Raw genomic sequence first — 25,579 nt, forward strand, 5'->3', positions numbered from 1 at the left:
CTATTCTTCGCTCTTGGAGGAAGCGACTTCGCCAGCTTCCACACGCTTGGAAAATTCGGTTGCCTCGCCAGAGGCGAGCAGTTTGGCCTGCTCAATCCAGCCATCGCGCTCGATACGGCCCTTGAACTTCAGCCGGCTGTCGACCCAGGCGATCTCTTCTGCCCCCCAGCTGGCGACCTGATCGAAGTGGAAGAAACCAAGCTCATGCAACGTCGCTTCCAGCTTCGGCCCAACACCCTTGAGCTTCTTCAAGTCATCGGGTTTGCCGTCGCGGGCTTGCTTCAGGGTTTCCGGTGCTTTTTCGGAAACCGCTTCAGCAGCTTCGACCTTCGCTTCCGGCTTGGCCTTGGATACAGGTGCCGGCTCGCTTGCCTTTCCAGCTGCTTTTTCGACCTTGTCAGCTGTTTTGGCTGCCGCTTTTTTCGGTGCATCCTTCTTCGGCGCTTCAGCTTTCTTCTCAGCCGGAGCATGGGCTGTTGCTTCGGCTTTTGCCGCGAAAGCTGCCTTTACCTTGGCAACAGCGTCTTCGGCGGGTGTCGGCACACCGTCGTAGTCATTTCCGCCGGTGTTGATGGCACCGCCTGCAAAATGATGAGACGCCTTTTCAGACCCATCGACCACATGCGGGACAGGCAGCGTGCCCTTTGTGTCGTCCTCAATCTCGGTCAGGCTGGTTTGTCCGCCCTCCGCCATGGAGAAGCGGCGGCCATTTTGCGGGCCTGGCGTTACGTCGTTCCCGGCATCAATATCGTCCAGAAGCTTGTTGAAGCTCTCTTCGGTCAGATCTTCATAGGTATCCTTGAAAATCTGCACCATTGGCGCGTTTACGCAGGCACCCAGGCACTCCACCTCTTCCCAGGAGAACATGCCGTCCTCGGAGATCTCGTGCATATGCTTCGCGATGCGGGATTTACAGATCTTGATCAGATCCTCCGAGCCGCGCAGCTGACACGGGGTCGTGCCGCACACCTGAATGTGCGCTTTCTTACCGACGGGCTGCAGCTGGAACATGGTGTAGAATGTAGCCACTTCCAGGACACGGATATTCGGCATGTCCAGAAGATCCGCAATATAGCGGATCGCCGGCTCACTGACCCAGCCGTCGTTCTGTTCCTGCGCACGCCACAGAAGCGGGATGACCGCTGATGCTTGTCGGCCGGCGGGATAGCGGTCGATCAGCTTCTTTGCCCAGCCGAGGTTTTCCTCGGTGAACTCAAAGCTGTCAGGTTGTTCCGCCGCAAGCCTGCGAACTGCCATGAGGTAATTCCCGTTGTTATCAGCTGCCCGGCGCCGCTTCAGCGGCTGCCTGGGTCGAAATTGTGTGAAGGATGCTCTGCATCAGCGGTCAACCTCACCGAAAACGATGTCCATGGATCCAAGCACCGCTGAAACGTCGGCGAGCTGGTGGCCACGGCAGACGAAATCCATCGCCGAAAGGTGGGCATAACCCGGAGCCTTGATCTTGCAGCGGTACGGCTTGTTGGTGCCGTCAGCCACGAGGTACACACCGAATTCGCCTTTCGGCGCTTCCACGGCCGCATAAACCTCGCCCGGCGGAACGTGGTAGCCTTCGGTGTAGAGCTTGAAGTGGTGGATCAACGACTCCATCGAGCGCTTCATCTCACCCCGCTTGGGCGGAACGATCTTTCCGTCAGCAGACGATACGGGACCGGTCTCCACCGTGAGCTTTTCCAGACACTGCTTCATGATCCGGATCGACTGGCGCATCTCATCCATGCGGATCAGGTAACGGTCATAACAATCGCCGTTCTTGCCGATCGGAATGTCGAAGTCGAGTTCGGAATAACACTCGTAAGGCTGAGACTTGCGCAAATCCCAAGGTGCCCCGGAGCCCCGGACCATGACACCGGAGAACCCCCAAGCCCAGGCGTCGTCCAGATCGACAACGCCGATGTCGACGTTCCGCTGCTTGAAGATACGGTTGTCGGTTAAAAGGCCTTCGATATCGTCCAGCGTCTGCAGGAACGGATCACAGAAGTCCCAGATGTCATCCAGAAGATCGCGTGGCAGGTCCTGGTGAACACCGCCCGGACGCACATAAGCAGCGTGCATACGCGCACCGCAGGCACGCTCATAAAAGACCATCAGCTCTTCACGCGGCTCAAAGCCCCACAACGGCGGTGTCAGAGCCCCAACGTCCATCGCTTGCGTGGTGACATTCAAGAGGTGCGACAGAATCCGGCCAATTTCCGAATAAAGCACGCGCACCAGCTGCCCACGCTTCGGCACTTCAATGCCGAGCATGCGCTCAACGGCAAGAGCAAACGCATGCTCCTGGTTCATCGGCGCAACGTAATCGAGGCGATCGAAGTACGGAATAGCCTGAAGATAGGTCTTCTGCTCGATCAGCTTTTCCGTGCCGCGGTGCAAAAGGCCAATATGCGGATCGACGCGCGTGACCACCTCGCCGTCCAGCTCCAGCACCAGACGCAAAACGCCGTGCGCCGCCGGGTGCTGCGGACCGAAGTTGATGTTGAAGTTACGAACCTGAGCCTCAGCCATCGGGATCCGCCTTAATTCGTCGTTGCTTTTTCATCGCCCGGCAGCACGTAATCCGTGCCTTCCCATGGCGAGAGGAAATCGAAGGTGCGCATTTCCTGGTTCAGGCGAACCGGCTCATAAACAACGCGCTTCTTTTCGTCGTCATAACGGACTTCGACAAACCCGGTGACGGGGAAATCCTTGCGTAGCGGATGACCGTCGAAGCCGTAGTCGGTCAGTATCCGGCGCAGATCCGGATGGCCGGAGAACAAGATGCCGTACATGTCGTAGGCTTCCCGTTCAAACCATTCCGCGCCCGGAAACAGGGACGTCAGTGACGCGACTGGCGTCACATCATCTGTCTCGAGTTTTACACGAATGCGTTGGTTCTGGAACGGGGACAGGAAGTGGTACACGACGTCAAAACGTTTCTCGCGCGCCGGATAGTCAACGCCGCAAATGTCCGTCAGGTTGACGAACTTGCAGGAGGCATTGTCGCGAAGATACCGCACCACATCAAGAATATCGGACGCATTCACGACCAGTGTGAGCTCGCCATATTCGACCTTCCAGGACACGAGGGACTCTGACAAACCGAGCTCGATGTGCTCGGCGAGTTCCTTCAACGTTTCGTCCATGTTCGACCTCACTCTTTCGGAGCTCTCATTCGGGCCGTTTCGGCCCACTTCCCTCAAATCCGCCGCCATTGAAAGCAGCGAATGCAATCAGCGTTCAATCGTGCCCGTGCGGCGAATCTTTTTCTGCAGCATCAAGACACCGTAGAGCAGTGCTTCGGCCGTCGGAGGACATCCTGGAACATAAATGTCGACCGGGACCACGCGGTCGCATCCGCGGACCACCGAATAAGAATAGTGATAGTAACCGCCACCATTGGCGCAGGACCCCATGGAGATGACATACCGTGGCTCGGGCATCTGGTCGTAGACCTTACGCAGCGCAGGCGCCATCTTATTGGTCAGCGTACCTGCAACAATCATCACATCCGACTGACGCGGGGATGCGCGCGGGGCAAAGCCAAAGCGCTCAGCGTCATAGCGCGGCATGGACATTTGCATCATCTCAACGGCGCAGCAGGCCAGACCAAACGTCATCCACATCAAGGAGCCTGTGCGGGCCCACTGAATCAGGTTGTCCGTAGAGGTGACGAGAAAGCCCTTATCGGCGAGCTCGTCATTAACTTCCAGGAAAAACGGATCGTCCGCGCCAACCGGCTTTCCGGTATTCGGGTCGATGATGCCTTTCGGCTGCTCCGCAATGAGCGGCTTGGCAGTGGTCAATCCCATTCCAGCGCTCCTTTTTTCCATTCGTAGATAAATCCGACCGTCAGGACGCCCAAAAACACCATCATCGAGCCATACCCATACCAGCCGAGTTCTCCAAACGACACGGCCCACGGGAACAGGAACGCGACTTCCAGATCGAAGATGATGAAGAGGATCGCAACAAGATAGAAGCGGATATCGAATTTCATCCGGGCATCGTCAAAAGCGTTGAATCCGCACTCGTAGGCGGAGAGCTTTTCAGGATCTGGGTTCTTGTAGGCGATCAGGAAGGGCGAGATCAGCAGCGCAAGGCCAATGACCAGCGCAATGCCGATAAACACGACGATCGGAATATATTCCCGCAGAAGTTCTTCCATGTTTTCGCGTCCTTGCATTTGGAGGCGGACCGGGAGGCGATCCGTACCGCAGCCCTGCCCTGTCCTGCACCGGATAGTACCATCAGGTCATGCGCGGCCCGTCGGCTTTTTCACTAATCCAACATGCGAGCGCACACCTAGCCCACGTATTGCTGCAACGCAAGACCCTAACCCGGTCAAGCTATTGCCACATTTAAACCAAATCCATAACAGAACGCTACAAAGCGCGTAATTCGGCGGGTTTGAAAGGCAGGATTTTCTCTGCACAACCGACGCGGCAAATTGGCCGCACGCCATGACCAAGCAGGCCAACCCTTAGAATCGCCTGCATTTGGCATCGCTCCGGCGGAAGCCCGGCTCTTTTGGCATGATACTCAATCGCACCCGGACACCCCAAGCGCTGCCGTCGCTGGCCGACCAGTTCTAAATTGCTGTACTCTTGGAGAAAATTCGGGAACCGTGAGTGGCGCGAGTGACGGGGCTCGAACCCGCGACCTCCGGCGTGACAGGCCGGCACTCTAACCAACTGAGCTACACCCGCACAATCACGGTATATATGCGCCACAAACCCGGTTTGGGAAAGTGGCGCGAGTGACGGGGCTCGAACCCGCGACCTCCGGCGTGACAGGCCGGCACTCTAACCAACTGAGCTACACCCGCTTCGCGCGGCGACGTTATGTCGTCGCGAAGTGGCGCTGATGTACGGCGGCTGAGACATGAAGTCAAGCGCTCTGACCGGACAATTGTGTCGTTTTTTTAAAAGCCCTCTGTTTGAGCCATTCTGCCAACGCACCAAAAGCGTTCAGGTTGTGGACAACTGTTGTTACCCAACCGGAGTTCTAAGCATTTCAGTTTGACCGCGACGTATTTTTTTACCCAGCGATTCAATGCTTTACGCCGGTGACATGACACCATTTGCAAAACAACACAGGGCATATTCGGCATCTTAATCTTTGGATGCGGGACGATTGCCGTTGACGACCCATACGCGTCCTGGATGCCTGCGTGACCCAAGACCTGCCCAAGCAAATTACATAATGCCCAATTCGAACTGGTTCAGTCGCGCTGGCGGTGACGGCCTGACAGTGCTTGCCCGGCCAGGCAGTTAGGTTTCTATGCGAGCCCTTCTGACGTGAAGTCTGCGGTGGTTGGCGCCGAAACGCCTTGAGGCAAACCGACGAGCAGGAAATGCTCCAGGGCGCTCTCATCGCTTCCGAGACCCTGCTCTTCACGATATGCGGCGGTATCAAAGAAGCGCGACGCGGCGCGCCCCTCCTGATCGCCGTACAGCACAAAGTGATGGTAGGCACTGTCCAGGCCACCGGACCCAACGGCGTTGGCGACATCTTCGTTTTGCGTGAGATAGTATTCACCATCAAATAGAGGATTGAGCGACCTGTTTTCTGCATAGCCGTGGAGCTGGTAATGCTCGGAGGCGGATGCAAAAATACCTTCTGTTACCGCAGCGGCGACATCGGGATTGTCGGCCAGATAGAACTGTGCATCGAACAAAAGATCGACAACGCGTCCTTCACCTTGGCCAAATAGAGCATAGTGCTCCGCACCGCTGGCGAAAATACCGGCTGCGACCGCCGCTGCGACGTCCTGATGCGCGCCCAGATAAGCCGCTTCATTGAAGCCGTATTGCCCGGCAACCGGCGCATTATCCTGTAGCAACACGGTCACGCGGTCCTTGCCTGTCGTGTTCTCTCCAGTAAAGACAACCAGCTCAACACCGGTCAGCGTGTCGGTCCCGCCGGCATCGACAGCCGTCACCGTGCCACGGGTTCCAGAAAGTGTGACACCGTCGCTGGTCACGCCATAGAGCGCGGCATCCCGATTGGCACCGCCGTTCAAAAGGTCGTTGCCAGCGCCGCCGAACAGAAGATCATCCCCGGCCTCACCAAAAATCTGATCATTGCCGGTGGTGCTGCCGACCGTGTCATCGCCCGCCCCGCCAAAAAGCTGATCGTCCCCCTCGCCCAGGACAATGATCTGAGCGCTGTCATCGCCCATGACATAATTCTGGCCGGATCCACCATTGATTGTGGCTTCACCAATAATCGTCGCGAACTCGATGTTCTCAAGTTGAATCACCGTGCCTGATGGCAAGGACCGGACATCGATGACGAAGGCTTCGGACTGCGTTGACCCGTCTTCGGGCGATGTGCCTGTAATCACAATCGGTTCCGACAAACCGGATTGGGTTGTGGTCGGGACGATTGTCCGCACGTCCAAGGTCGTCGTTTCCGCCAGAGTGTTCAAATATGCCTGAGCCCCGCCGATGAGCTCTGCTTCCGATGACGCGTTGCGTGCATCAATGGCAGCCACCAATGTGTTGACGGCCTGCGTTGGCGTTTGAGCCGTTTTCGGACCTGTTGAGGAGATGCTCGTATTGGCCGGCAAGGTTGCGGTGACAACGTTTCCGTTGTTGTTCGTGTTTTCCAAGATGGCGGCCGAGCCCGATCCCTCGGATCCAGTCGTCATAGTTGTTGTTGTAGTCGGAAGTCCGCTGCCGTCGTCATTGTCTTCGGTCACCACCGTAACCGTGCCGGTCGACCCGCCTCCTCCCCCGCCGGTGGAAGGGGTGGCGACGCTCACCGTGACGGTGGCAGCCGACGAAGTTCCGCCATCGCCGTCGGACAAGGTCACGGTAAAGCCGTGCGATCCCGTTTCCACACTCGAATAGTTAAGCGCCTGTACAAGGGCCTGCACATTCGTCGGCGTCGCATTGGCGTTCAGGGTAAGCACGAGATTGTTCGCGCCCTGACCATCGGTGGTCACGCTGCCGATGTTGGTTGCACCGACCGCGATGGTCTGGCCAGCCGCAATTGTGCCGTCACCATCAGATGTGGCTTGCGCGTCATTGAGCGCAAAATTGCCCTCCAGCGCCCCGGTGCGGGTGATGGTCAGCGTACCGCCGTCCAGATCAGTGCTGTCCGGATCCGTGACCGTGGCATTGCCGCCCACATCAAACGCAAACACCGCGTTCGGCGCGCCGGACGGCGCATCTCCGTCCAGGTTTCCAAACACGGGTGCATCGTTCGCTGCGGTGATCGTCACAGTGATCGAATCGTCCGTATCAGACCCCGCCCCGCCCGATCCTTGCGTCCCTCCGTTGGCGTCATTGAACGCGTAATTGATCTGGACATTGGCTGGCGGGGTGTCGTTGCTGTTCGAATACGTGATGTTCTGCAACACACTGTCGACCAGCGCCGATGTCGCACTTGCGTTGAACGTGAGCACCAGAGTGCCACTCGAATTGGTCGTCACCGTGCCGACAGTCGTGCCGTTGTAAGTTAGATTGCCGCCTTCGGTCAGCGCTCCCAGCAGTCCGTTGTTGGCGAAGGTGTCTTCTGCATTTGCGCCGCCGTTGCGCGCCAGCGTCAGCGTTGCACCATTGTAGTTGCCATTGCCGCTGTTCAGAGCATCGAGTTCGGCATCGGCAACAGTGGCATTGCCATCCAGCACCACGGCCGCACCATCCTCGGTGAAAGCGGCCGCGTTGTCCACGCCAGCAAAGGCGGGCGCGTCATTGACGTTTGCCACCGATACCGTGCTGGTGACACTGGACGAGGTCAGGCCGTCATTGTCGGTGAGCGTGACAGTAATGATGCGGTCTGTCAGGTCCGGTGCATCGGATGTGTTGTCGTAAAAGACGTTCTGCAAAAACGTCTGGACTTCCGCGAGGCTCGCCGTGGCGCCGGTGATCGTGACCGTGTCCTGCCGGGTGATGTCGGTCGCGCCGGTAATCCCGGTAAGGGCATTTTGGGCCGCCGCACTGACGGTGAGCCCTTCGGCTGCCCCGTCCTGATCGTTGGTCAGGCTGATGGTGATGGCCGCAATCGTCGCCCCGCCATCGGCATCGCTCACCGCAACATCACTGTCGCCGATGGCAACCGGAGTGCTTTCCGTGAAGGCGGCCGCAAACCCGCCCGATCCGGTGCCCGCGCTGTCGTCGCCGTCCAGATCGAGCGTGGGTGCATTGCCCAGCGTCATGGTGAAGTTGGCGGTGGTGTCAGCATCGCCGCCGTTGGCGGTGCCATCGGCATCATTCAGCGTCAGGGTGAAGGTTTGCGCACCGGACCCGGCCGCAGCGCCCCAGGAGATGTTCTGAATCAGGGTCTCGAGGCGGGCATTCGTTGCGTTGGCGCCAAGATTGATCGTGAGATTGTTGCCGCCTTGACCATCATCGGTGATATCGACCGTTCCAATGGCGACGCCGCCGACCGCAATCGTTTCGCCGGCTGACACTGAGCCGTCGCCGCCTGATGTCACCGTGGTGCCATCGACAGAGAAGTTGCCATTCGCTGTGTTGTTCGACCCGTTGTCGGTGATCGTCAGGAACCCGCCGTTGTAATCGGCCGAATCGATGTTCGCGACCGTCGCGTTCCCCCCATTGTCGATGTTGTCGGCCGCCCCCGGTTGAAGGGCGGTGTTGTCGCCGTCCAGATTGGCGATCACGGGCGGATCGTTGACGGGGGTAAGCGAAACGGTCGAGGTCAGGTTTGGTGTGGCGCTTTCAACACCGCCGCCCGCGGTTCCGCCGCTGTCGGTTATCCCGGTGATGGTCACCACCCGATTGCCTGCCGTCGTCGGGTTCTCGGATGTGTTGCGGTAGGTCAGGCCGTCCACCAGCGTCTGCAGTTGCGCGTTGGAAAGCGTTGCACCCGTAAAGGAGACCGTTGCCGTCGTGCCGGTCACAGCGACGTTGACAGCCAAACTGTTGGTGGCGGTGGTGACCGAGTTGCCGTTAGTCAGGGCGACATCCGAGCCGTCGAAAGACAGGATCTCCGATGCACCGTCAGACACATTGGTGACAGTCAGTGTCAGCGCGGCAAAGGTTTGCCCCGTCTCGACCGTGTCGGCGCTGACGGTGTTGTAGATATCCTGGGCCCCACCGCCCTCTGTAAAAGTCGGGTTGCCCCCCGTCGCAGCGAGGGTCGGGGCGTCGTTGACATCGGTGAGCGTGACCGTGACCGAGCCCGTACCGTTGGCTGCGCCGTCAGAAAACGTCCAATCGAGCTGCGGATTCCCGGTCAGATCGTTGCTGGTATTCTCGTAGGCGACCCGCTGGAGCACCTCATCGACCAGGGCTGATGTTGCCACTGTCCCGCTGGACGTGAAAGTGATGGTCAGCGTGCCGCCGGCATTCATGAAGGTCGCGAAGGTTTGTCCACCGCTTTGCAGATTTCCGCCGCTGACCGCGAAAGACGCGCCGCCGGTGTCGAAGCCGAAACTGTCCGATCCATTGGCCCCGCCATTTCGGGCAATGGTCAGCGATGCGCCGGAATAGTTGCCATTCCCGCCATTCAGCGCGTCCAGTTCCGCGTCCCCAACCGTGACATCGGCATCCAGAACAACAGACGAGCCGCCCTCGGTGAATGCTGGCGTGCCGTCGAGACCCGTGAAGACGGGCGCGTCATTGACCGCGTTGACCGTGATCGAAGCGGTATCCGAGGCGGTGGAAAAGGGCGTTGCGTTGCCGGTCGTGGATGCATCGGCGGTACTGCCCGCAACCCCGGAGGATTTGTCCCAGGCATGGAACGTAATGGCGGCGGTGCCATTGTAACCGGCATCCGGAACGAACCGGACGAGTTGTGTGCTGGCCCCGCTCAAGCTGCCATCAAGCAGCCGCGCCGTCGATGTGATGTCGACAGAGGCGCCGGTCGTCCCGGAAAAAGCATTCCAGGACGTGCCGTTGTCGGTCGAGTACTGCCAGACGCCATTGGTGTTGTCGACAGCGGTGACGGCAATGGCCTCCACTGCGCCGCCGTCCACATCCGTGATCGACCCATCGACGACCATAGAGGCAACCGTGGTGCCTCCGTTGTTGGCGTTGTTCGTGGCATCGTCATCGCCGTCTGCGCCCGACCCGTCATCATCGCCCGCATCCTCGTCAATTGCCGCCAGAACAGGCGATTGTGCGGCGTCCAGCACCGGCGCGTCGTTCACCGCCGAAATCGTGATATTGACCGTATCCGCCGTGCCGTTGACCGTGCCGTCATTGGGGGTGACCGTGAGCACAGCCGTCGTCGTATCGTTGGATGCGGTTGTGTAGGTAATCTTGGACGTGTCGTTGAGATACGTGTTGAGATTGGCAGCCGTGCCCTGAAGGGTCATGGATCCGGTGCCTGAATTGGCAACCGTGACGCTGGCTGTGGTCCCGTTGCCATCTGTCGAGGCAATCGAGCCCCGGTCAACCGCCAGCGTCAGCGTGATCGTATCGCCATCTGCATCGGACACATTGTAAGCTGACAGATCAATCGCCGTGGCGACATCTTCCGTCGCCGTATCATCGGCTGGCGTGCCGCCGAGGAGAGGCGCAGCGTTGGCCACAGTGAAATTGATGTTGTCAAATATAGATGTTGTTTGAAGGCTTGAGTCGCTGCGACTCACTGTGAAGCTCGTTATGCCGCTCCAGATGCCGCTCCAGTTCAACGTCGCGTCTGTTGTGTCGGTTGCAGATGTGACGGTATCATTCGCAACGTTGACAACCGAATTGGCCCCCCCGGTTGGCGTGAAGACCCAATTGAAGGACCCACCGGCATTCTGATCTCCGAACGCGAGCGTTGTGAGGTCAATTGCCTGCGAGAATGTAAAAGTAATTGCCCCTGCGCTGGCATTGCCACTTACAAATGTCTGACCGCTCGCAGTTCCCCCAGGACCGCTCAACAATTGAACATCAGTAGTGTTCGCCGTCGAGACCGTTAGCTGAACGCCGCTCACCGTTTGCGTAACGTTGGTTCCGTTATCAGCTGCTCCGCTGCCCGTTTCGAAGTCAAAAGTGGCCAAGACCCCGGAAAATTGGGCACGGGCATGCGCGGTTATGCCAAGCTCGGTCGTGACCGCGCCTATATGGACCTCGAGAAGCCAATCCCCGCCCAAGTGGTCCGCACCAGTCCGGGTTTGCGACGCTGCGACGCTTGCCCCTGTCAGTTCCGCAAAACGCCGGACAAATGCAGCGCCTTCGGCGCTTGCGGCCACTTCGCAGCCGTACAGCAAGATATCGGCGCCGGGCGCCAATGCATCCCGGATGGTGTCCAAGTCTGCCGCGTGCGTTTCAAGGTCTTGAAGCCGGACGGCGCACTGGCCGAGAAAAAGCGTGCCGGGCTCACCGTGAGAGAGGATATGGAGGGCCGGCACCTGAGCGCGGCCGTTCAAAAACGCGGCGACCTGCTGAAGTCCGGGCAAGCTTGAGTTGAGTATGAAAACGTCAGCGCCAGCCGGGGCTCCCCGAACCAGCTGGTCAAACTCGGCAATTCCGCCGTCAACAATAATGACCGGCTTATATTCCATTTGCGGCATCACAGACCTCTGTCTTGGACCAGTCGTCCAGTCTCCGGTTTGCCCCCCAGGCGGCCGTCGCGGATGCTCGCAATCACCGCGGCCGGTCCCGGCCCAGTTTGATCTGCCGGGACACCGGCATAACGCCTGAACCCGGTCTGCGGCAACCCCGTCTCCGGCATCGGCTTGGATGCAGGTCAAACCGGTCGTCTTCGCACTAGCGTGAAGGTGTCCCATTCGTGCTTTGTGTAAGTGTATTTATACACATAAATCACTTTTACAATTCACAATTGTATTTTTCTATTATAGGAATAAACCGCACTTGCAACTAAATCATTAGGAGCATCGATATGACGGGTTCAGACACCGGTCCCTCGGGTCAGGCGCAGGAGGGTCTTGATCTCGGAGCTGTTTCTGCCGCCGATTTTCAAGATCATATTACCACGGAGTTTCAGATAGTTTCGCAGCACACGACTCATCCGATCGAGCTTGTGAGCGCTGAGGAAAAACCCGAGTATCATGCGGGGCTGGGTATCAAACGCACACCGTTCGTATTGCTCTTCAAGGTGTCCGGGGACTTTAGAGAGATCGCCGGAGATGGGTCCGAGGCGATCCACAAAGAGGGCTTCGGGCGCCTTAACCGGCTGCACGTAACACGGGTCGTGCCACCCACTCCGGCATCCGAAGGCGTGTTTCTAGAGGTTTGTTTCACATAGGACCCTGCGCGCCGGGCCCATCGATGGCGGCTTGCCAAAGTGCCCAGCGTAAACCCAACACCCAACACGCTTCACCAGAGTCATCCGGGAGATTTCGAATGGAAGATCAATATATCGGAATGCTGGCCTGTTTGGGCTTCACGTTCGCACCGCGCAATTTCGGCTTTTGCGCCGGCGGGCTTGTTGCAATCTCACAGAACAATGCCCTGTTTTCGCTCATCGGAACGATTTACGGCGGTGACGGGCGGACCACATTCGGCTTGCCGGATCTGCGCGGTCGCGCCGCGATCAGCCAAGGGCGCTTTCCCGGCTCGCAGTTCAATTGGATCGCCGGGCAAAAAATCAGCCAGGAAACCCATACGCTCAGCATTCTTGAGATGCCCTCGCACGATCACGCCGCGTCATTGGCTGGCACGAGCGTTGCCAGTTCAACTGATGTCGAAGTATCGACCACCCAGGGAACACTTTCTGTCCCGTCCAGCGGTGACTATATCGGCGCCGGCCCTCCATTCGGCGCGGCGCAGCCGGCTTATGTTCCGAGCGGCTCCGAGGGGACGACCGTTCCGCTTGGGGGCGTGAGCACCAACTCGGCCCTCGTTGGCGGAAGCGTCACGATTGGCCGGACCGGCGGCAGCCAGAGCTTTTCCATCATGCAGCCCGTTCAGGCGCTGAATTGGTGCATTTGTCTTTTCGGCCTGTACCCATCCCGCTCCTGACCGGATGAGCGGGTAAGCATGCGAGTTCGGGGCAGGCAAACACTCACCGGCCCCTTTTGTCCTGGTGTAAACCAGGACTCAAGACAGCGGTGCGGCGTCCGTTTGCGGCGCTGCGGGAAGCCACCGCATCAGAACCTGAACGGCATCGGGCTCTGCCTGCTCGGGTATAAACCCGGTCGTCAGCAAATAGTTCAACAACCCAATGTTCTGGGTCCAGCATGTGACGGTGAGCGGGCAGCTGGATTGAATACACGCTTGCTGAAGCGCGTGGATAATAACCTGTCCATATCCTTTTCCCTGGGCTTTTTTAATGAAAGCGAGGGAGACCACATGGGCGCTCCCACCTTCCCAGTCGAGTGTCAGACTGCCGATCCGCTGACCGTTCTTTTCAATCACCAGATAGACGGCGTTCGGATACGCCGCGCCATACCCGGTACTTTGCGCGATCACCTGCATTTCCATCAGGTTTTCGTATTGATCACGCGACACGTTTGGATGGCTCTTCAGATCAGTGTAGCGGTCGTCGACAAGCTTTCGGACAAAAGCAGCATCAGAAGTTCGCGCAGGCCGCAGAGACAGCCCCTTCGGCAGTGTTCTCAATCCTTGTAGCACTAAGCCTCCTCTCGGAACCCTTGAAACGACTATGGCTGTTAAACTTATAGTTGATAATCACGCGCATCAAAACCGTTTTCATCACTTTTGCAGGATAGCACGAAATTTTTGCGCTGGCTGTTCCTCAGCGATGCATCCCATAACTGAAATTTGCGCTCGGTTCATATATACGCTTTTTGCCAGCCCCCCCGATGACTGGAGGACAATGCAATGCTGTAGACCGTTCTCACACTGGTGCGTTTGCTGAAAGCCATTTTGCGATCGTGGAACCGGCCGCATTTCCGCTCCGGGTTTCTCCTCGCCGGGCTGATCCTGTTCTCCGGCACAGTTTTTTACAGGACAGTCGAAGGCTGGAGCTGGGTGGATGCGCTCTACTTCAGCGCCATGACGCTGGCGACTGTCGGTGTCAGCGACCTTGCACCGCAGAGCGTTGCCGGCAGGCTGTTCACGGTGCTCTACCTGTTTGTTGGTGTCGGAGTTTTTGTGGCGTTGTTTGCGCAATTCGCCCGCGCGCTTTTGCAGATCGAACAGGAAGTCGACTTGGCTGGAGATCCGAAGACCGATGGCAACGCGGATAAGGCCTGATTGCGGTGTCGCTACCGAGAACGCGGAGAAGCCTCACAGGCCATCACAGCGCGTTATAACGGCGGCTATTTCTCGTTCGGGACATCGTGTGATGCCTGTTTGAACTTTGCCGGGATATAGAAGGGGGAATGGTGGGCGATGAGAGACTCGAACTCCCGACATCTTCGGTGTAAACGAAGCGCTCTACCAACTGAGCTAATCGCCCTCAACGAGGTGAAATGCCTTTTATGGGCTCCCTCTCTCCTTGGCAAGACCTATTTTCCAAAAAAATGGCATCGGCCTATCTGCCTGTGGATGACCAATTTACGGCACTCCCATTATCTTACCTTTTGCGGCTGAAATCAGGCGGCATAAGCGCCCTAGCCTGCTCTATGGCCGCTCTAAGTGCGCACACAAAAAACCCCGTCCTCGACAACTCGAGAACGGGGCCTTTTCAGTCCATGGACCGATGTAAACTCGCAATTTAAGAGTTCACAGCGTCCTTCAGGCCTTTACCAGCCTTGAATTTCGGCGTCTTAGAAGCCGGGATCTGGATCGTTTCGCCAGTCCGCGGGTTCCGGCCTTCGGTCGCTGCCCGTTCGGAAACGGTGAAGTTACCAAAACCGATGATACGGACTTCGCCGCCGCCTTTCAGCGTCTCAGTGACAGCTTCAAAGCTTGCGTCAACTGCTTCGCCTGCCTGTGCCTTTGTCAGGCCGGTCTTTTCTGCGACAGCTGCGATCAGATCGTTCTTATTCATAGCAGATACCTTTCTAAGAAACGGACGTATGCCGACGATTCCTGTCAGCGCCGTTGCGCGAAACTCGCGAGATTTGAGCCGAAACGCAAGTGGTTTTTTCGCAGAAAACAGCCGTTTTGACCAATTATTCAAAAGAAAAGCCCCGGTTTTGCCGGGGCTTGACTGTTTCGCAAATGTCAAGGGCGGATTAGTGGGCGACGACGCCTGTTGCATCATCGTCAGAAGTGCTCGCCTTGGTTGCATTTTCCGCGGCGCTTTCGTCCCACTCGATAGCCTCCGGCTGTCGTGTCAGAGCATGCTTGAGCACTTCGTCCATGCCGGAAACCGGAATGATCTCGAGCGAGTTTTTCACGCTGTCCGGAATGTCCGCCAGATCCTTGGCATTGTCTTCCGGGATCATCACGAGCTTGATGCCGCCGCGCAGGGCCGCAAGGAGTTTTTCCTTCAAGCCACCAATTGGCAAGACGCGGCCACGCAGGGTGATTTCACCCGTCATGGCGACATCCCGGCGCACCGGAATACCGGTCATGGTGGAGATCACGGCCGTTGCCATGGCGATGCCGGCAGATGGACCGTCCTTGGGGGTTGCGCCTTCGGGAACGTGGACGTGAATGTCCTTCTTCTCAAAGAGCGGCGGTTCGATGCCGAAGTCGATCGAGCGGGAACGGACATAAGATGCCGCAGCCGAGATGGACTCCTTCATTACGTCTTTCAGGTTGCCGGTGACGGTCATTTTGCCCTTACCAGGCATCATGAGACCTTCAATGGTCAGGAGCTCGCCGCCGACTTCCGTCCAGGCAAGACCGGTGACCACACCGACCTGGTCTTCCAGCTCAGCTTCCCCATAGCGGTACCGCGGAACACCGAGATACTCCTCGACAATCTCCTCGGTCACCGTGATGCTTTCCTTGTCGCTCATCAGGATGTCCTTGACCGCCTTCCGGGCCAGGGTCGCCATTTCGCGTTCAAGGTTCCGCACACCGGCTTCACGGGTGTAGCGGCGCACCACAAACTGCAATGCATCATCTTCGATGGAGAACTCACCGTCTTTCAGACCGTGATCCTTCTCGGCTTTCAGAATGAGGTGACGACGGCAGATTTCCACCTTCTCCTCTTCCGTGTAGCCAGCGATCCGAATGATCTCCATACGGTCCATCAACGGGCCCGGAATGTTCAAGGTGTTCGCCGTGGTCACGAACATCACGTCTGACAGGTCGTATTCAACCTCCAGATAGTGGTCCATGAAGGACGAGTTCTGTTCCGGATCCAGCACCTCAAGCAGCGCAGATGACGGGTCACCACGGAAATCCATGCCCATCTTGTCGATCTCGTCGAGCAGGAAGAGCGGATTGGATTTCTTAGCCTTCTTCATCGACTGAATGACCTTGCCCGGCATGGAACCGATATAGGTCCGCCGGTGGCCGCGGATTTCCGCTTCATCGCGCACACCGCCGAGCGACATGCGGACGAATTCACGGCCGGTCGCCTTGGCGATCGACTTACCGAGCGAGGTTTTACCAACGCCTGGAGGGCCGACAAGGCAAAGGATCGGGCCACGCAGCTTGTTCGCCCGGCTCTGGACGGCAAGATACTCCACGATCCGCTCCTTGACCTTTTCAAGGCCATAGTGATCGGTATCGAGAACTTTCTCAGCAAAGCTCAGATCGTGCTTGACCTTGGACTTTTTCGACCACGGAATGCCGATCAGCCAGTCCAGATAATTGCGCACAACGGTCGCTTCCGCGGACATCGGGCTCATCTGTTTCAGCTTCTTGATCTCGGCAGCAGCGCGTTCGCGCGCTTCCTTGGTCAGCTTGGTCTTTTTGATTTTCTCTTCGAGTTCGGCAACTTCGTCCTTGCCGTCCTCGCTGTCGCCGAGCTCCTTCTGAATGGCCTTCATTTGCTCATTCAGATAGTACTCGCGCTGGGTCTTCTCCATCTGGCGCTTGACGCGGGAGCGGATGCGTTTTTCCACCTGCAGAACGGAAATCTCGCTTTCCATCATGCCGAGAACACGCTCAAGGCGCTCAGCGATGGAGACAACGCCAAGGATTTCCTGCTTTTCCGGGATTTTGATCGCCAGGTGAGAAGCAATTGTGTCGGCTAGTTTGGAATAATCGTCGATCTGATTGACCGCACCGAGCACTTCCGGCGACACTTTCTTGTTCAGCTTCACATAGTTTTCAAACTCGGCAACCACGGAGCGGGCCAGAGCCTCGACCTCGATGTTCTCACCGTCTTTTTCAGGCAGAACGGTCGCGGTTGCTTCAAAATAGTCGGTCCGGTCGGAATAGTCGCCGATTTGCGCGCGTGCACCGCCCTCGACTAGCACCTTCACAGTGTTGTCCGGCAGTTTCAGCAGCTGCAATACGGTTGCCAGCGTACCAACGTTGTAGATCTGGTCCGGGTTCGGATCGTCGTCGGCGGCATTCATCTGGGTCGCGAGAAGAATGTGCTTATCGGTGGTCATCACCTCTTCAAGCGCCTTGATCGACTTTTCACGACCCACAAACAGCGGAACAATCATGTGCGGGAAGACGACAATATCGCGCAGGGGCAATACAGGATACACAGACGTGCTGTCCGGATCAGTGGCGCGGATTTCTGCGTCGCTCATTCTTTTTCCTTTCTCGGCGTGTTCCGGCCCCACTCACAAATAAAGGCAGCCAGAGACACTGGAAAACGGCTTTCGGCGGTTGTCTGCCGAGGGCCGGATCACAACACCCCGGATGGGCGCGTTGACGATCCGCACAAGCCGTCCTTACGTCCTATTAGGTGGCTACCTGCCCGGCTGGTGTCAAGGCGATCAAACATTAACAAAGGGACTTGTCTGTTGACGACTCACCAGCGCGGTGGATAACGCACCATGAACAAAAACAGGTGTGCAAAAAGCAAAATGCCGCTCGTTACAGAGCGGCATTTGTCTGACGATAACTTTATGCGTTTGCCGCTAGCTTACGCACTTGTCGCTGACGTCTCTTCGCGGTCCTCGTAGATGTAGAGGGGACGCGCTTCGCCCTTGACCACTTCCGGAGAGATGACGACTTCCTTGACGCCTTTAAGGCCCGGCAGTTCGTACATCGTGTCAAGCAGGATGGATTCCAAAATGGACCGAAGGCCACGCGCACCGGTTTTCCGCTCAATCGCCCTGTTGGCAATCGCGCGCAATGCCTCTTCATGGAACGACAGTTCAACCTGCTCCATCTCGAACAGACGCTGATACTGCTTGACGAGCGCGTTTTTCGGCTCGGTCAGGATGGTAATCAAGGCATCTTCGTCGAGATCTTCCAAAGTGGCGATAACCGGAAGACGGCCAACGAATTCCGGAATGAGGCCGAATTTCAACAGATCTTCCGGCTCAAGCTCGGAGAACAGCTCCCCGATCCGGCGGTCTTCCGGAGCATGAACCTGCGCCTGGAAACCGATGGATGTCTGGGTGCCACGATCTGAGATGATCTTGTCCAAACCGGCAAATGCACCACCACAGATGAACAGCATGTTGGTCGTGTCCACCTGCAGGAATTCCTGCTGTGGATGCTTGCGTCCGCCCTGCGGCGGAACGGAAGCCACGGTGCCTTCCATGATCTTCAAAAGGGCCTGCTGCACGCCCTCACCCGATACATCGCGGGTAATCGACGGGTTGTCGGCCTTCCGGCTGATCTTGTCGATCTCATCGATATAGACGATGCCGCGCTGTGCGCGTTCCACGTTGTAGTCCGCGGACTGCAACAGCTTGAGGATGATGTTCTCGACGTCTTCACCGACGTAACCGGCTTCGGTCAGGGTCGTTGCGTCCGCCATTGTAAACGGCACATCCAGGATTCGGGCAAGCGTCTGCGCGAGCAGTGTCTTGCCACAACCGGTCGGTCCGACCAGAAGGATGTTGGACTTTGCAAGCTCAACATCGTTGTTCTTGGAGGCGTGGTTCAGACGCTTGTAGTGGTTGTGAACGGCGACCGACAGGACTTTTTTCGCACTGCCCTGCCCGATGACATAATCATCGAGAACATCACGAATTTCCTGAGGAGTCGGGATCCCGTCCCGGGACTTAACCAGCGAGGATTTGTTTTCCTCGCGGATGATATCCATGCACAGCTCGACACATTCATCGCAAATGAAAACAGTCGGGCCGGCGATCAGCTTGCGGACTTCGTGCTGGCTTTTGCCGCAGAAGGAGCAGTAGAGCGTATTCTTTGAATCGCTGCCGCTGGCCTTGGTCATGTAGTCAACCTCGCGTTTTTGGGGTGCTTAACCCCTTATCTCTCCGGGTGAGGCCAAATTGAGGCTCCCGGGTTGAAAGTTTCAGGCGCCTAAGGTGCCGCACTTTCCTACAGGATGTCACCATGCTTCGCCGGTAAAAATCAATATAGGTTTAAGGCGAAGGTGGAAACCTTGGAATACCCTGGTATTTTCCCGGTAAAGCCACGGATATTCAACCCGTGACTTTCCGCAGAAATCCTTAGCCTTTCGACTCGTTTTCACCACCGAGGCTGGTCCGGTCGGTGATGACACTGTCGACGATGCCGAATTCCTTCGCCTTTTCAGCGGTCATGAAGTTGTCCCGCTCCAGCGCTTCTTCGACTTGATCGAGGCTGCGACCAGTGTGCTTGACATAAATTTCATTGAGCCGGCGCTTCATTGCCAGTATTTCCTGGGCATGCAGCATGATATCGGCTGCCTGACCACGGAAACCACCGGACGGCTGGTGAACCATCACCCGCGCATTCGGCAGAATGAAACGCATGTCTTTCTCGCCTGCTGCCAGAAGCAGAGACCCCATGGAGGCCGCCTGACCAATGCAGAGCGTCGACACAGACGGGCGAATGAACTGCATGGTGTCATAAATCGCCAAGCCCGAGGTTACGAGACCACCAGGCGAGTTGATGTAGATCGCGATTTCCTTGGACGGATTGTCAGCTTCAAGATAGAGCAGCTGAGCACTGACCAAGGTTGCCATGTGATCCTCGACCGGACCGGTCAGGAAGATGATGCGCTCCTTCAGCAAGCGCGAGTAGATATCGAAGGCCCGCTCGCCCCGGTTTGTCTGCTCGACAACCATCGGCACGAGAGTGTTCATGTAGATATCGACAGGATCCTTCATACCTCATCCATATGCTTGAGATGTTACCCAGGATTTGGGCTAGAAACAGGCCTTGCAAGCGCATCGTCCCGAGGCCTGACTCGAAAAAAGCGACACCCCCATATATAGGGATGCCGCCCTCAACGCAAAGTCATCGCAGATGCGGCATGAAAGCAAAGTTAAAGTTGCCGCCACATCTGTTGATTATACGGGAAAAACCCGCCGTCAAGCGGCGTCTTCGTCCTCGGCGACAAGATTCTCCAGCTCTTCCTTGGTCACCGTCTTGTCGGTCACTTTGGCAAGCTCGAGCATGAAGTCGACGACTTTTTCCTCGTAGATCGGAGCGCGCAGAGACGCCAGGGCCTGCTGGTTGTTCTTGTAGAACTCAAACACCTGCTGCTCTTGGCCCGGGAACTGGCGAACCCGGTCGTAAAGCGCACGCTGCATTTCCTCGTCGGTGACCTGAATGTTGTTCTTTTCACCAATTTCGGACAGCACGAGACCCAAACGAACACGGCGTTCGGCGATCTTGCGGTATTCCGCCTTTGCCTCTTCTTCCGTGGTCTCTTCGTCTTCGAAGGTCTTTTCGTTGCGCTTCATGTCTTCTTCTACCTGCTGCCAAACGATCTGGAATTCAGATTCCAGCAGTTTTTCAGGCAACTCGAAGGAATAATGCTCGTCCAGCTTGTCGAGAAGCTGACGCTTGACGCGCTGACGGGTCATCTGACCGAACTGGCCTTCGATCTGGCCCCGGACGATTTCTTTCAGCTTGTCGAGCGACTCAAGACCAAGGCCTTTTGCGAACTCATCATCGATCGCAGCTTCACCCGGTGCGCCAATCTCTTTGACAACGACATCAAACGTCGCAGCTTTACCGGCCAGGTGTGCTGCCGGGTACTCTTCCGGGAAGGTAACCTCGACAACCTTTTCGTCGCCGGCTTTCGTGCCGATCAGCTGCTCTTCAAAGCCGGGGATGAACTGACCGGAACCCAGAACCAGCTGGCCGTTCTCGTCCGCACCGCCTTCAAACGGCTCGCCGTCGATCTTGCCGAGGTAGGACATGGTCACGCGGTCGCCGTCTTCAGCAGCGCCATCCTTGGCTTCGAACGGGGTGTTGTTCTTGGCAATGTCAGAGACCTGAGTGTCGACTTCTTCTTCCGCGATTTCGACAACCGGACGTTCGATCTCGAAACCGCCGAAATCGACAATTTCAAAATTCGGCAGCACATCATAGGTCATCTTGAAGGACAGATCGGCGTCGCCAGCCAAGATCTTTTCCGCGTCTTCTTCCGGAAGATCGATTTCCGGTGTCAGCGCCGGGCGCTCGGAACGCTCTTCAACAGCTTTTTGCGTGGTTTCCTGGATGGTGTTCGACAGGATCTCGGCCATGGCTTGACGGCCATACATCTTCTTCAGGTGCGCGACCGGAACCTTGCCCGGACGGAAGCCCTTGATGTTGGCCTTGGACTTCATGTCGTTCAGATAGTCATCGAGCTTCACAGCCAAATCGCCGGCCGGAATGTCAATCTTCAGCTCGCGCTTGAGGCCCTCAGCGAGGGTTTCGGTTACCTGCATGGGTTTTGCTTCGTCCTCGGTCCTGAGCGGCAATCCGCCCCGGAGGTGTTGATTTTCAAAATTTCCGTGTGCCGCGCCGCCCACTCCCCTTTTTGCAGGAGCATTGCAAATAGCAGCGCTCGCCTTGGGCGAAACCCAAGACGCACGATGGGAGCGCGATAAAGGTTGGGGGTGAAAGTGTCAAGGGTGGAGCCGGGAAATTGGGTCTAAAGCGCAAGGTTCGCTCCAAAAATCGAACCGGGTCCGGATTTAGATATTCTTGCGGATAACTGTTTCCCGGATCCACTCCAGACTGTTTGAAGCGAGCTCCTGCCATCCGTCTTCGAGCTGCATGTAGTGGCATTTGCCAGGATACTCTTGAACAGCGGCCAAATCGCCATACCGCGCAGCCATCTGACGGGCCGTTGATGGCGGGACGACCTTGTCTTCTCCCCCTGTCAGGAAGAGCATTGGCGCATTTCGCCCATCAAACGCCACCTGCGTTGCCTGTTTCTGGTCATACATCCAGAAAAACAGCTCAAACAAAACCTCTCCAGATTCAGTGCTCAAACGGTCACAGATTTCGTGCTGCTGAATTTCCGGCATGGTGTTCAGCCCATAGGCCGCAAGCAATTCAAACCCCTGACCGGGCGCCTCCTGCCAAAATGCACCTGCCGACATGAACATCTTGCCGAGGGCACGTTCCATGTCCGTGGTCGGCGTTGCGCCTGCCATGATGCTGCTGTTGATCAGCACGCCTGCCTCGATCAGACCGCGCCCGGACAGGATTTGCGCTATCAGTCCGCCAAGGGAGTGTCCGATGACGATGGGCGGCTTGTCGAGAGTTCGGATGAATTCAACAGTATCCGAGACGTAGTCTTGTATACTGATTCCAATCAGTGCTTTCCGGCGTTCCTCGCCGTCCGCAAGTTCATGGAACCGATATGTCGGCGCATGACATGCAAAGCCCGCCTGTTCAAAGAACTTTTTGAAGAGCTCCATGGTCCAGGGCCCGGCGTTCGTGCCATGCAAAAGTACCACAGGGATGTCATACATGGTGCCCCACTAAGAATTCTTGTTAACTACCGGTGATTGCATTGCTTGCCCAGGGCTTTGTTCGTGCAACCGAACGGTCTGAAACAGATCATACCCAGTGCTGCATCAGTCGTCAGTGATTTTGTCCAAAAATACTTGCGGTTTCGGCACCGTGTATTTTGACATTCTCCCGCACATCACTGGACGGAAACGCTTTTTTATATCTTACGCGATATCTCTGACTTTGCGGAAGGGCGAGTAAACGTCCACCATCTCAAGCGGGGGCGTGCCAGACTACGAATGCGGGATAGTTTTAATACCGACGATCCGACCGGAGATATTCTGAAAGGCCCGGCCTTTTCAGGCCCTCCGAGTGAGACCAAACGGGCCGCGCCCGCAATTGCAATCGGACTGCTCATGATGTCCATGGCAGTCTCCTTTCTGGGATATAACTACCTCTATCTGGCTGGCGAATATCGTGCCCGCAACTTCCAGCATTTCCTGCAAATCAAACAAGCACATGACCTGGTGGTTCAATCGCCAATCCTGAGAGATTCTAATATCGGCCAACTGGTTGATTTGCTCTCGAAAGCGCGTTTGGAAGCGCTTTGGTGTACGGAGAATCTGACCTCTCCGGAGTACGAGGTGGTCAAGCGTCTTGGTGCAGGACCAGCCTTTGCGATGTGCCGAGCCGAAGTTGCCAGAACAGACGATCTGATCTCACAGCTGGAACTCCTGAGTGCCGCTCCGCTCGCGCGCCAAACCGGGCAAAACAGCCGCTTTGCCCAAGGCTTGGAGATAAAGGCAACGCTTGAAAAAATGATGGCCGACAGCGCCAGTTTTCATGCCCAGGTTCAGACGATTGAGGACCGGATCGTCAATCTGGTTATCGGGGGCACGCTGATCGTAAGCTTTGCGCTGCTCATGATCATGATGTTCCTGACACGGACAATGCGCGAGGTCTGGTCCACACTCACGGCATCTGCAAAGCACGTCAATGAAGTTAACGAGCGCTTTGCCACGGCCGTCGAAGCAATCCCTGATGGGTTCGCGGTTTTTGACTCAAAACGGCGGCTTGTCACCTGCAACGAAATGTATCGCCAGCTCGCTCACCCAGTCCCTGAGCGGGTCAAACTCGGGATGACTGGCGCGGAAATCCTGCAGGATGCGATGGAACACGGACACTATCCCGACATCTCAGAAGAAGACCGTAACAAATTCATTCTCGATTTCCGCAACAAGCTGGAACAAGACGGTTCACAGGTCAGCCTTGTCGTTCAAGGCGAGCGGTACATCCAAGTCAAACTGACGGAGAGCGCGCATGGGGACAAGGTCGTCATCCGGTCGGATGTCAGTGACTTCGTGCAGTCTAACCGTAAACTGCAAAACCTGACCGAAAACCTGGAAACTGCGAAGGCACACTACCGGCGCCGCTCCCTGGAGGACGCGCTGACGGGTCTTTCCAACCGGCGCAAGCTCGACCAGGCACTGAAAGCAGCGGGTGGGCGCGGTGAACGGGCCGTGATCAGGATCGACCTCGACCGGTTTAAACAGGTGAACGATGTCTTGGGACATGATGCCGGCGACCACGTCCTCAAGACCGTCGCCCGCAAGCTCCTGACGGCAACACGGGAAGACGATCTGGTGGCCCGGGTCGGCGGCGACGAATTTGTTGTCCTGTGTGCTCCAGGCACCGAACTGGAACGCGCCGAAGACATTGGCCAGCGTCTATTGGAACGCACCCTGGAGCCCATTCTCTATCGCAACAAACAATGCGTATTCAGCGCAAGCCTTGGGCTCGCCGTTGCGGAAATATCGCGTGATGACCCGTCCGAGATCCTGCGGAATGCAGATGCCGCTCTCTACGAAGCCAAGGCTGCCGGCCGCGCAAGCTTGCGGGTATTCACCGGACCACTTGAACAACGCATTTCACGCGACCGGCGGCTGGCAGATGATTTGGTGGAAGCCTTTGCAGGCCGGGAACTCGTGCCGTTTTATCAAACTCAGCATGATGCCCACACCCACGCAGTCACCGGAATTGAGGTGCTGGCCCGTTGGCAGCACCCAGAGTTTGGCCTGCTCCCACCGGCCTTGTTCTTCCCCATTGCCCATCAACTGGGCCTCGACGGGGACCTTGATCTTGCAATCATGACACGCGCGGCCGAAGACCTCGCCCCCGTATTCGCCAAGACAGGCACGCTGCCCCGTCTTGCCTTCAACGTGACATCATCGACCCTGATCGATCCGGATTTTCCGGAATTTGCACAACATCTTTTCAAGCGATGGCAAGCACCGGTAGCCTTCGAAATCCTTGAGTCGGTCTCCCTGGAAGATGGTGACGACACCATTCCCTTTGCCCTGGACACGCTGCGTGAACTTGGGTTCGAGCTGGACATTGATGACTTCGGGTCCGGGCATGCATCCATCAAGAGCGTCATGCAGGTTCGCCCGCACGCACTGAAAATCGACCGGAGCATCATTCTCCCGCTCGGCGAGGACCCGGCTGCCGAAGGCCTTGTCGCGGCAACGATCACAATGGGCCAAAGCCTCGGTTTGCAAGTGATTGCTGAAGGCGTGGAAACGGCGCAGCACGCTCACCGCCTTGCGGCTCTCGGCTGCGACACGGTTCAGGGCTATCATTTTTCGAAACCGATGCCCTTGAAGGACCTGAAAACATATTTGGATGGCGATGAGATCAACCCCGGAAACAGATCAGCCGCCGCATCTTAAGCCCAGCCCGACTGCCGAACCTACAGGCGAAACATGATAGCTATGCTTTTGAGGTGTGGGTCAGCGACTGGAAATCTGTCTAAGAAGCAAAGACATATCTAGCGCTGAGCACCAAGACCGCGCTCACGCATGCAAGACCAATCACAAACAATATAACAGCCTGCCTAACGCGCTCTGATTTCTGCATAAAGTTCCTTTGGAGCAGCCGATGCTCCCCCGCTTCACGTAACGGCATATTCTTGGATCAGGCTTGCTGGAACCATTCGACTTTCGCACATATGCGGTCACAAAAACGGTCAACCGAAAACACGGTTTCGGATCTTGGTGCGCTTCATTTAGATCCGTTTCAATTGCCGGAGGTTC

At 57.0% G+C, this 25,579-nt stretch carries 17 protein-coding genes and 3 tRNA genes; 4 read left to right on the top strand and 16 right to left on the bottom strand.

Going from position 1 to position 25,579, the window contains the following annotated elements:
• The 8 genes from SADFL11_RS07200 to SADFL11_RS07235 all read right to left on the bottom strand — a co-directional run bounded on the left by SADFL11_RS07200 (position 1) and on the right by SADFL11_RS07235 (position 11,470).
• Positions 1-1,257, bottom strand: coding sequence for an NADH-quinone oxidoreductase subunit E (locus SADFL11_RS07200; RefSeq protein WP_008189102.1), 1,257 nt, complete (start codon positions 1,255-1,257; stop codon positions 1-3).
• An 81-nt stretch (positions 1,258-1,338) separates the two neighbouring features.
• Positions 1,339-2,523, bottom strand: a complete 1,185-nt coding sequence (locus SADFL11_RS07205) for an NADH-quinone oxidoreductase subunit D (protein WP_008189640.1) — start codon at positions 2,521-2,523, stop codon at positions 1,339-1,341.
• A gap of 11 nt (positions 2,524-2,534) precedes the next feature.
• Complete coding sequence (locus SADFL11_RS07210) at positions 2,535-3,140, bottom strand: NADH-quinone oxidoreductase subunit C (protein WP_008196555.1); 606 nt, start codon at positions 3,138-3,140, stop codon at positions 2,535-2,537.
• Positions 3,141-3,227: 87 nt separating this feature from the next.
• On the bottom strand, positions 3,228-3,806 hold the full coding sequence (locus tag SADFL11_RS07215; protein WP_040451925.1) for a NuoB/complex I 20 kDa subunit family protein: 579 nt from the start codon (positions 3,804-3,806) through the stop codon (positions 3,228-3,230).
• Positions 3,797-4,162: an NADH-quinone oxidoreductase subunit A gene (locus SADFL11_RS07220; RefSeq protein WP_040453353.1), complete on the bottom strand. Its 366-nt coding sequence runs from the start codon at positions 4,160-4,162 to the stop codon at positions 3,797-3,799. The genes SADFL11_RS07215 and SADFL11_RS07220 overlap by 10 nt, the downstream gene beginning before the upstream one ends.
• 464 nt (positions 4,163-4,626) lie before the next feature.
• Positions 4,627-4,703 (bottom strand) — tRNA-Asp (locus SADFL11_RS07225).
• A gap of 42 nt (positions 4,704-4,745) precedes the next feature.
• Positions 4,746-4,822 (bottom strand) — tRNA-Asp (locus SADFL11_RS07230).
• Positions 4,823-5,275: 453 nt separating this feature from the next.
• Positions 5,276-11,470, bottom strand: coding sequence for a DUF4347 domain-containing protein (locus tag SADFL11_RS07235; protein WP_167578963.1), 6,195 nt, complete (start codon positions 11,468-11,470; stop codon positions 5,276-5,278).
• Positions 11,471-11,799: 329 nt separating this feature from the next.
• On the opposite strand from SADFL11_RS07235, the gene SADFL11_RS07240 reads away from it, so the two are divergent.
• Positions 11,800-12,165: a DUF6916 family protein gene (locus SADFL11_RS07240; RefSeq protein WP_008191936.1), complete on the top strand. Its 366-nt coding sequence runs from the start codon at positions 11,800-11,802 to the stop codon at positions 12,163-12,165.
• 98 nt (positions 12,166-12,263) lie between these two features.
• On the top strand, positions 12,264-12,881 hold the full coding sequence (locus SADFL11_RS07245; protein WP_008196547.1) for a phage tail protein: 618 nt from the start codon (positions 12,264-12,266) through the stop codon (positions 12,879-12,881).
• A gap of 78 nt (positions 12,882-12,959) precedes the next feature.
• Here the strand turns inward: SADFL11_RS07245 and SADFL11_RS07250 are convergent, their stop codons facing one another.
• Positions 12,960-13,493: a GNAT family N-acetyltransferase gene (locus SADFL11_RS07250; protein WP_134852940.1), complete on the bottom strand. Its 534-nt coding sequence runs from the start codon at positions 13,491-13,493 to the stop codon at positions 12,960-12,962.
• Between the two features lie 255 nt (positions 13,494-13,748).
• On the opposite strand from SADFL11_RS07250, the gene SADFL11_RS07255 reads away from it, so the two are divergent.
• A complete protein-coding gene (locus tag SADFL11_RS07255) occupies positions 13,749-14,078 on the top strand; it encodes a potassium channel family protein (RefSeq protein WP_228198250.1) in 330 nt (109 codons plus the stop codon).
• A gap of 129 nt (positions 14,079-14,207) precedes the next feature.
• Here the strand turns inward: SADFL11_RS07255 and SADFL11_RS07260 are convergent.
• The 7 genes from SADFL11_RS07260 to SADFL11_RS07290 all read right to left on the bottom strand — a co-directional run bounded on the left by SADFL11_RS07260 (position 14,208) and on the right by SADFL11_RS07290 (position 22,507).
• Positions 14,208-14,283 (bottom strand) — tRNA-Val (locus SADFL11_RS07260).
• A gap of 258 nt (positions 14,284-14,541) precedes the next feature.
• A complete protein-coding gene (locus tag SADFL11_RS07265; protein WP_008192569.1) occupies positions 14,542-14,817 on the bottom strand; it encodes an HU family DNA-binding protein in 276 nt (91 codons plus the stop codon).
• A 187-nt stretch (positions 14,818-15,004) separates the two neighbouring features.
• The gene (gene lon / locus SADFL11_RS07270; RefSeq protein ID WP_050776215.1) at positions 15,005-17,434 is read right to left on the bottom strand and encodes an endopeptidase La; all 2,430 of its coding nucleotides are present in this window, start codon (positions 17,432-17,434) and stop codon (positions 15,005-15,007) included.
• Between the two features lie 338 nt (positions 17,435-17,772).
• The gene (gene clpX / locus SADFL11_RS07275; protein ID WP_008193658.1) at positions 17,773-19,038 is read right to left on the bottom strand and encodes an ATP-dependent Clp protease ATP-binding subunit ClpX; all 1,266 of its coding nucleotides are present in this window, start codon (positions 19,036-19,038) and stop codon (positions 17,773-17,775) included.
• A gap of 238 nt (positions 19,039-19,276) precedes the next feature.
• Complete coding sequence (locus SADFL11_RS07280; RefSeq protein ID WP_008195788.1) at positions 19,277-19,918, bottom strand: ATP-dependent Clp protease proteolytic subunit; 642 nt, start codon at positions 19,916-19,918, stop codon at positions 19,277-19,279.
• 204 nt (positions 19,919-20,122) lie between these two features.
• Positions 20,123-21,472: a trigger factor gene (tig, locus tag SADFL11_RS07285; protein WP_040453347.1), complete on the bottom strand. Its 1,350-nt coding sequence runs from the start codon at positions 21,470-21,472 to the stop codon at positions 20,123-20,125.
• A gap of 249 nt (positions 21,473-21,721) precedes the next feature.
• On the bottom strand, positions 21,722-22,507 hold the full coding sequence (locus tag SADFL11_RS07290) for an alpha/beta hydrolase (protein WP_008197386.1): 786 nt from the start codon (positions 22,505-22,507) through the stop codon (positions 21,722-21,724).
• Positions 22,508-22,786: 279 nt separating this feature from the next.
• Here SADFL11_RS07290 and SADFL11_RS07295 point away from each other — a divergent pair, with 279 nt between their 5' ends.
• Positions 22,787-25,216: a putative bifunctional diguanylate cyclase/phosphodiesterase gene (locus SADFL11_RS07295; protein ID WP_008193159.1), complete on the top strand. Its 2,430-nt coding sequence runs from the start codon at positions 22,787-22,789 to the stop codon at positions 25,214-25,216.
• The last annotated feature ends 363 nt before the right edge of the window (positions 25,217-25,579 follow it).

It is taken from the genome of Roseibium alexandrii DFL-11 (assembly GCF_000158095.2).
In the GTDB taxonomy this organism is placed as follows: domain Bacteria; phylum Pseudomonadota; class Alphaproteobacteria; order Rhizobiales; family Stappiaceae; genus Roseibium; species Roseibium alexandrii.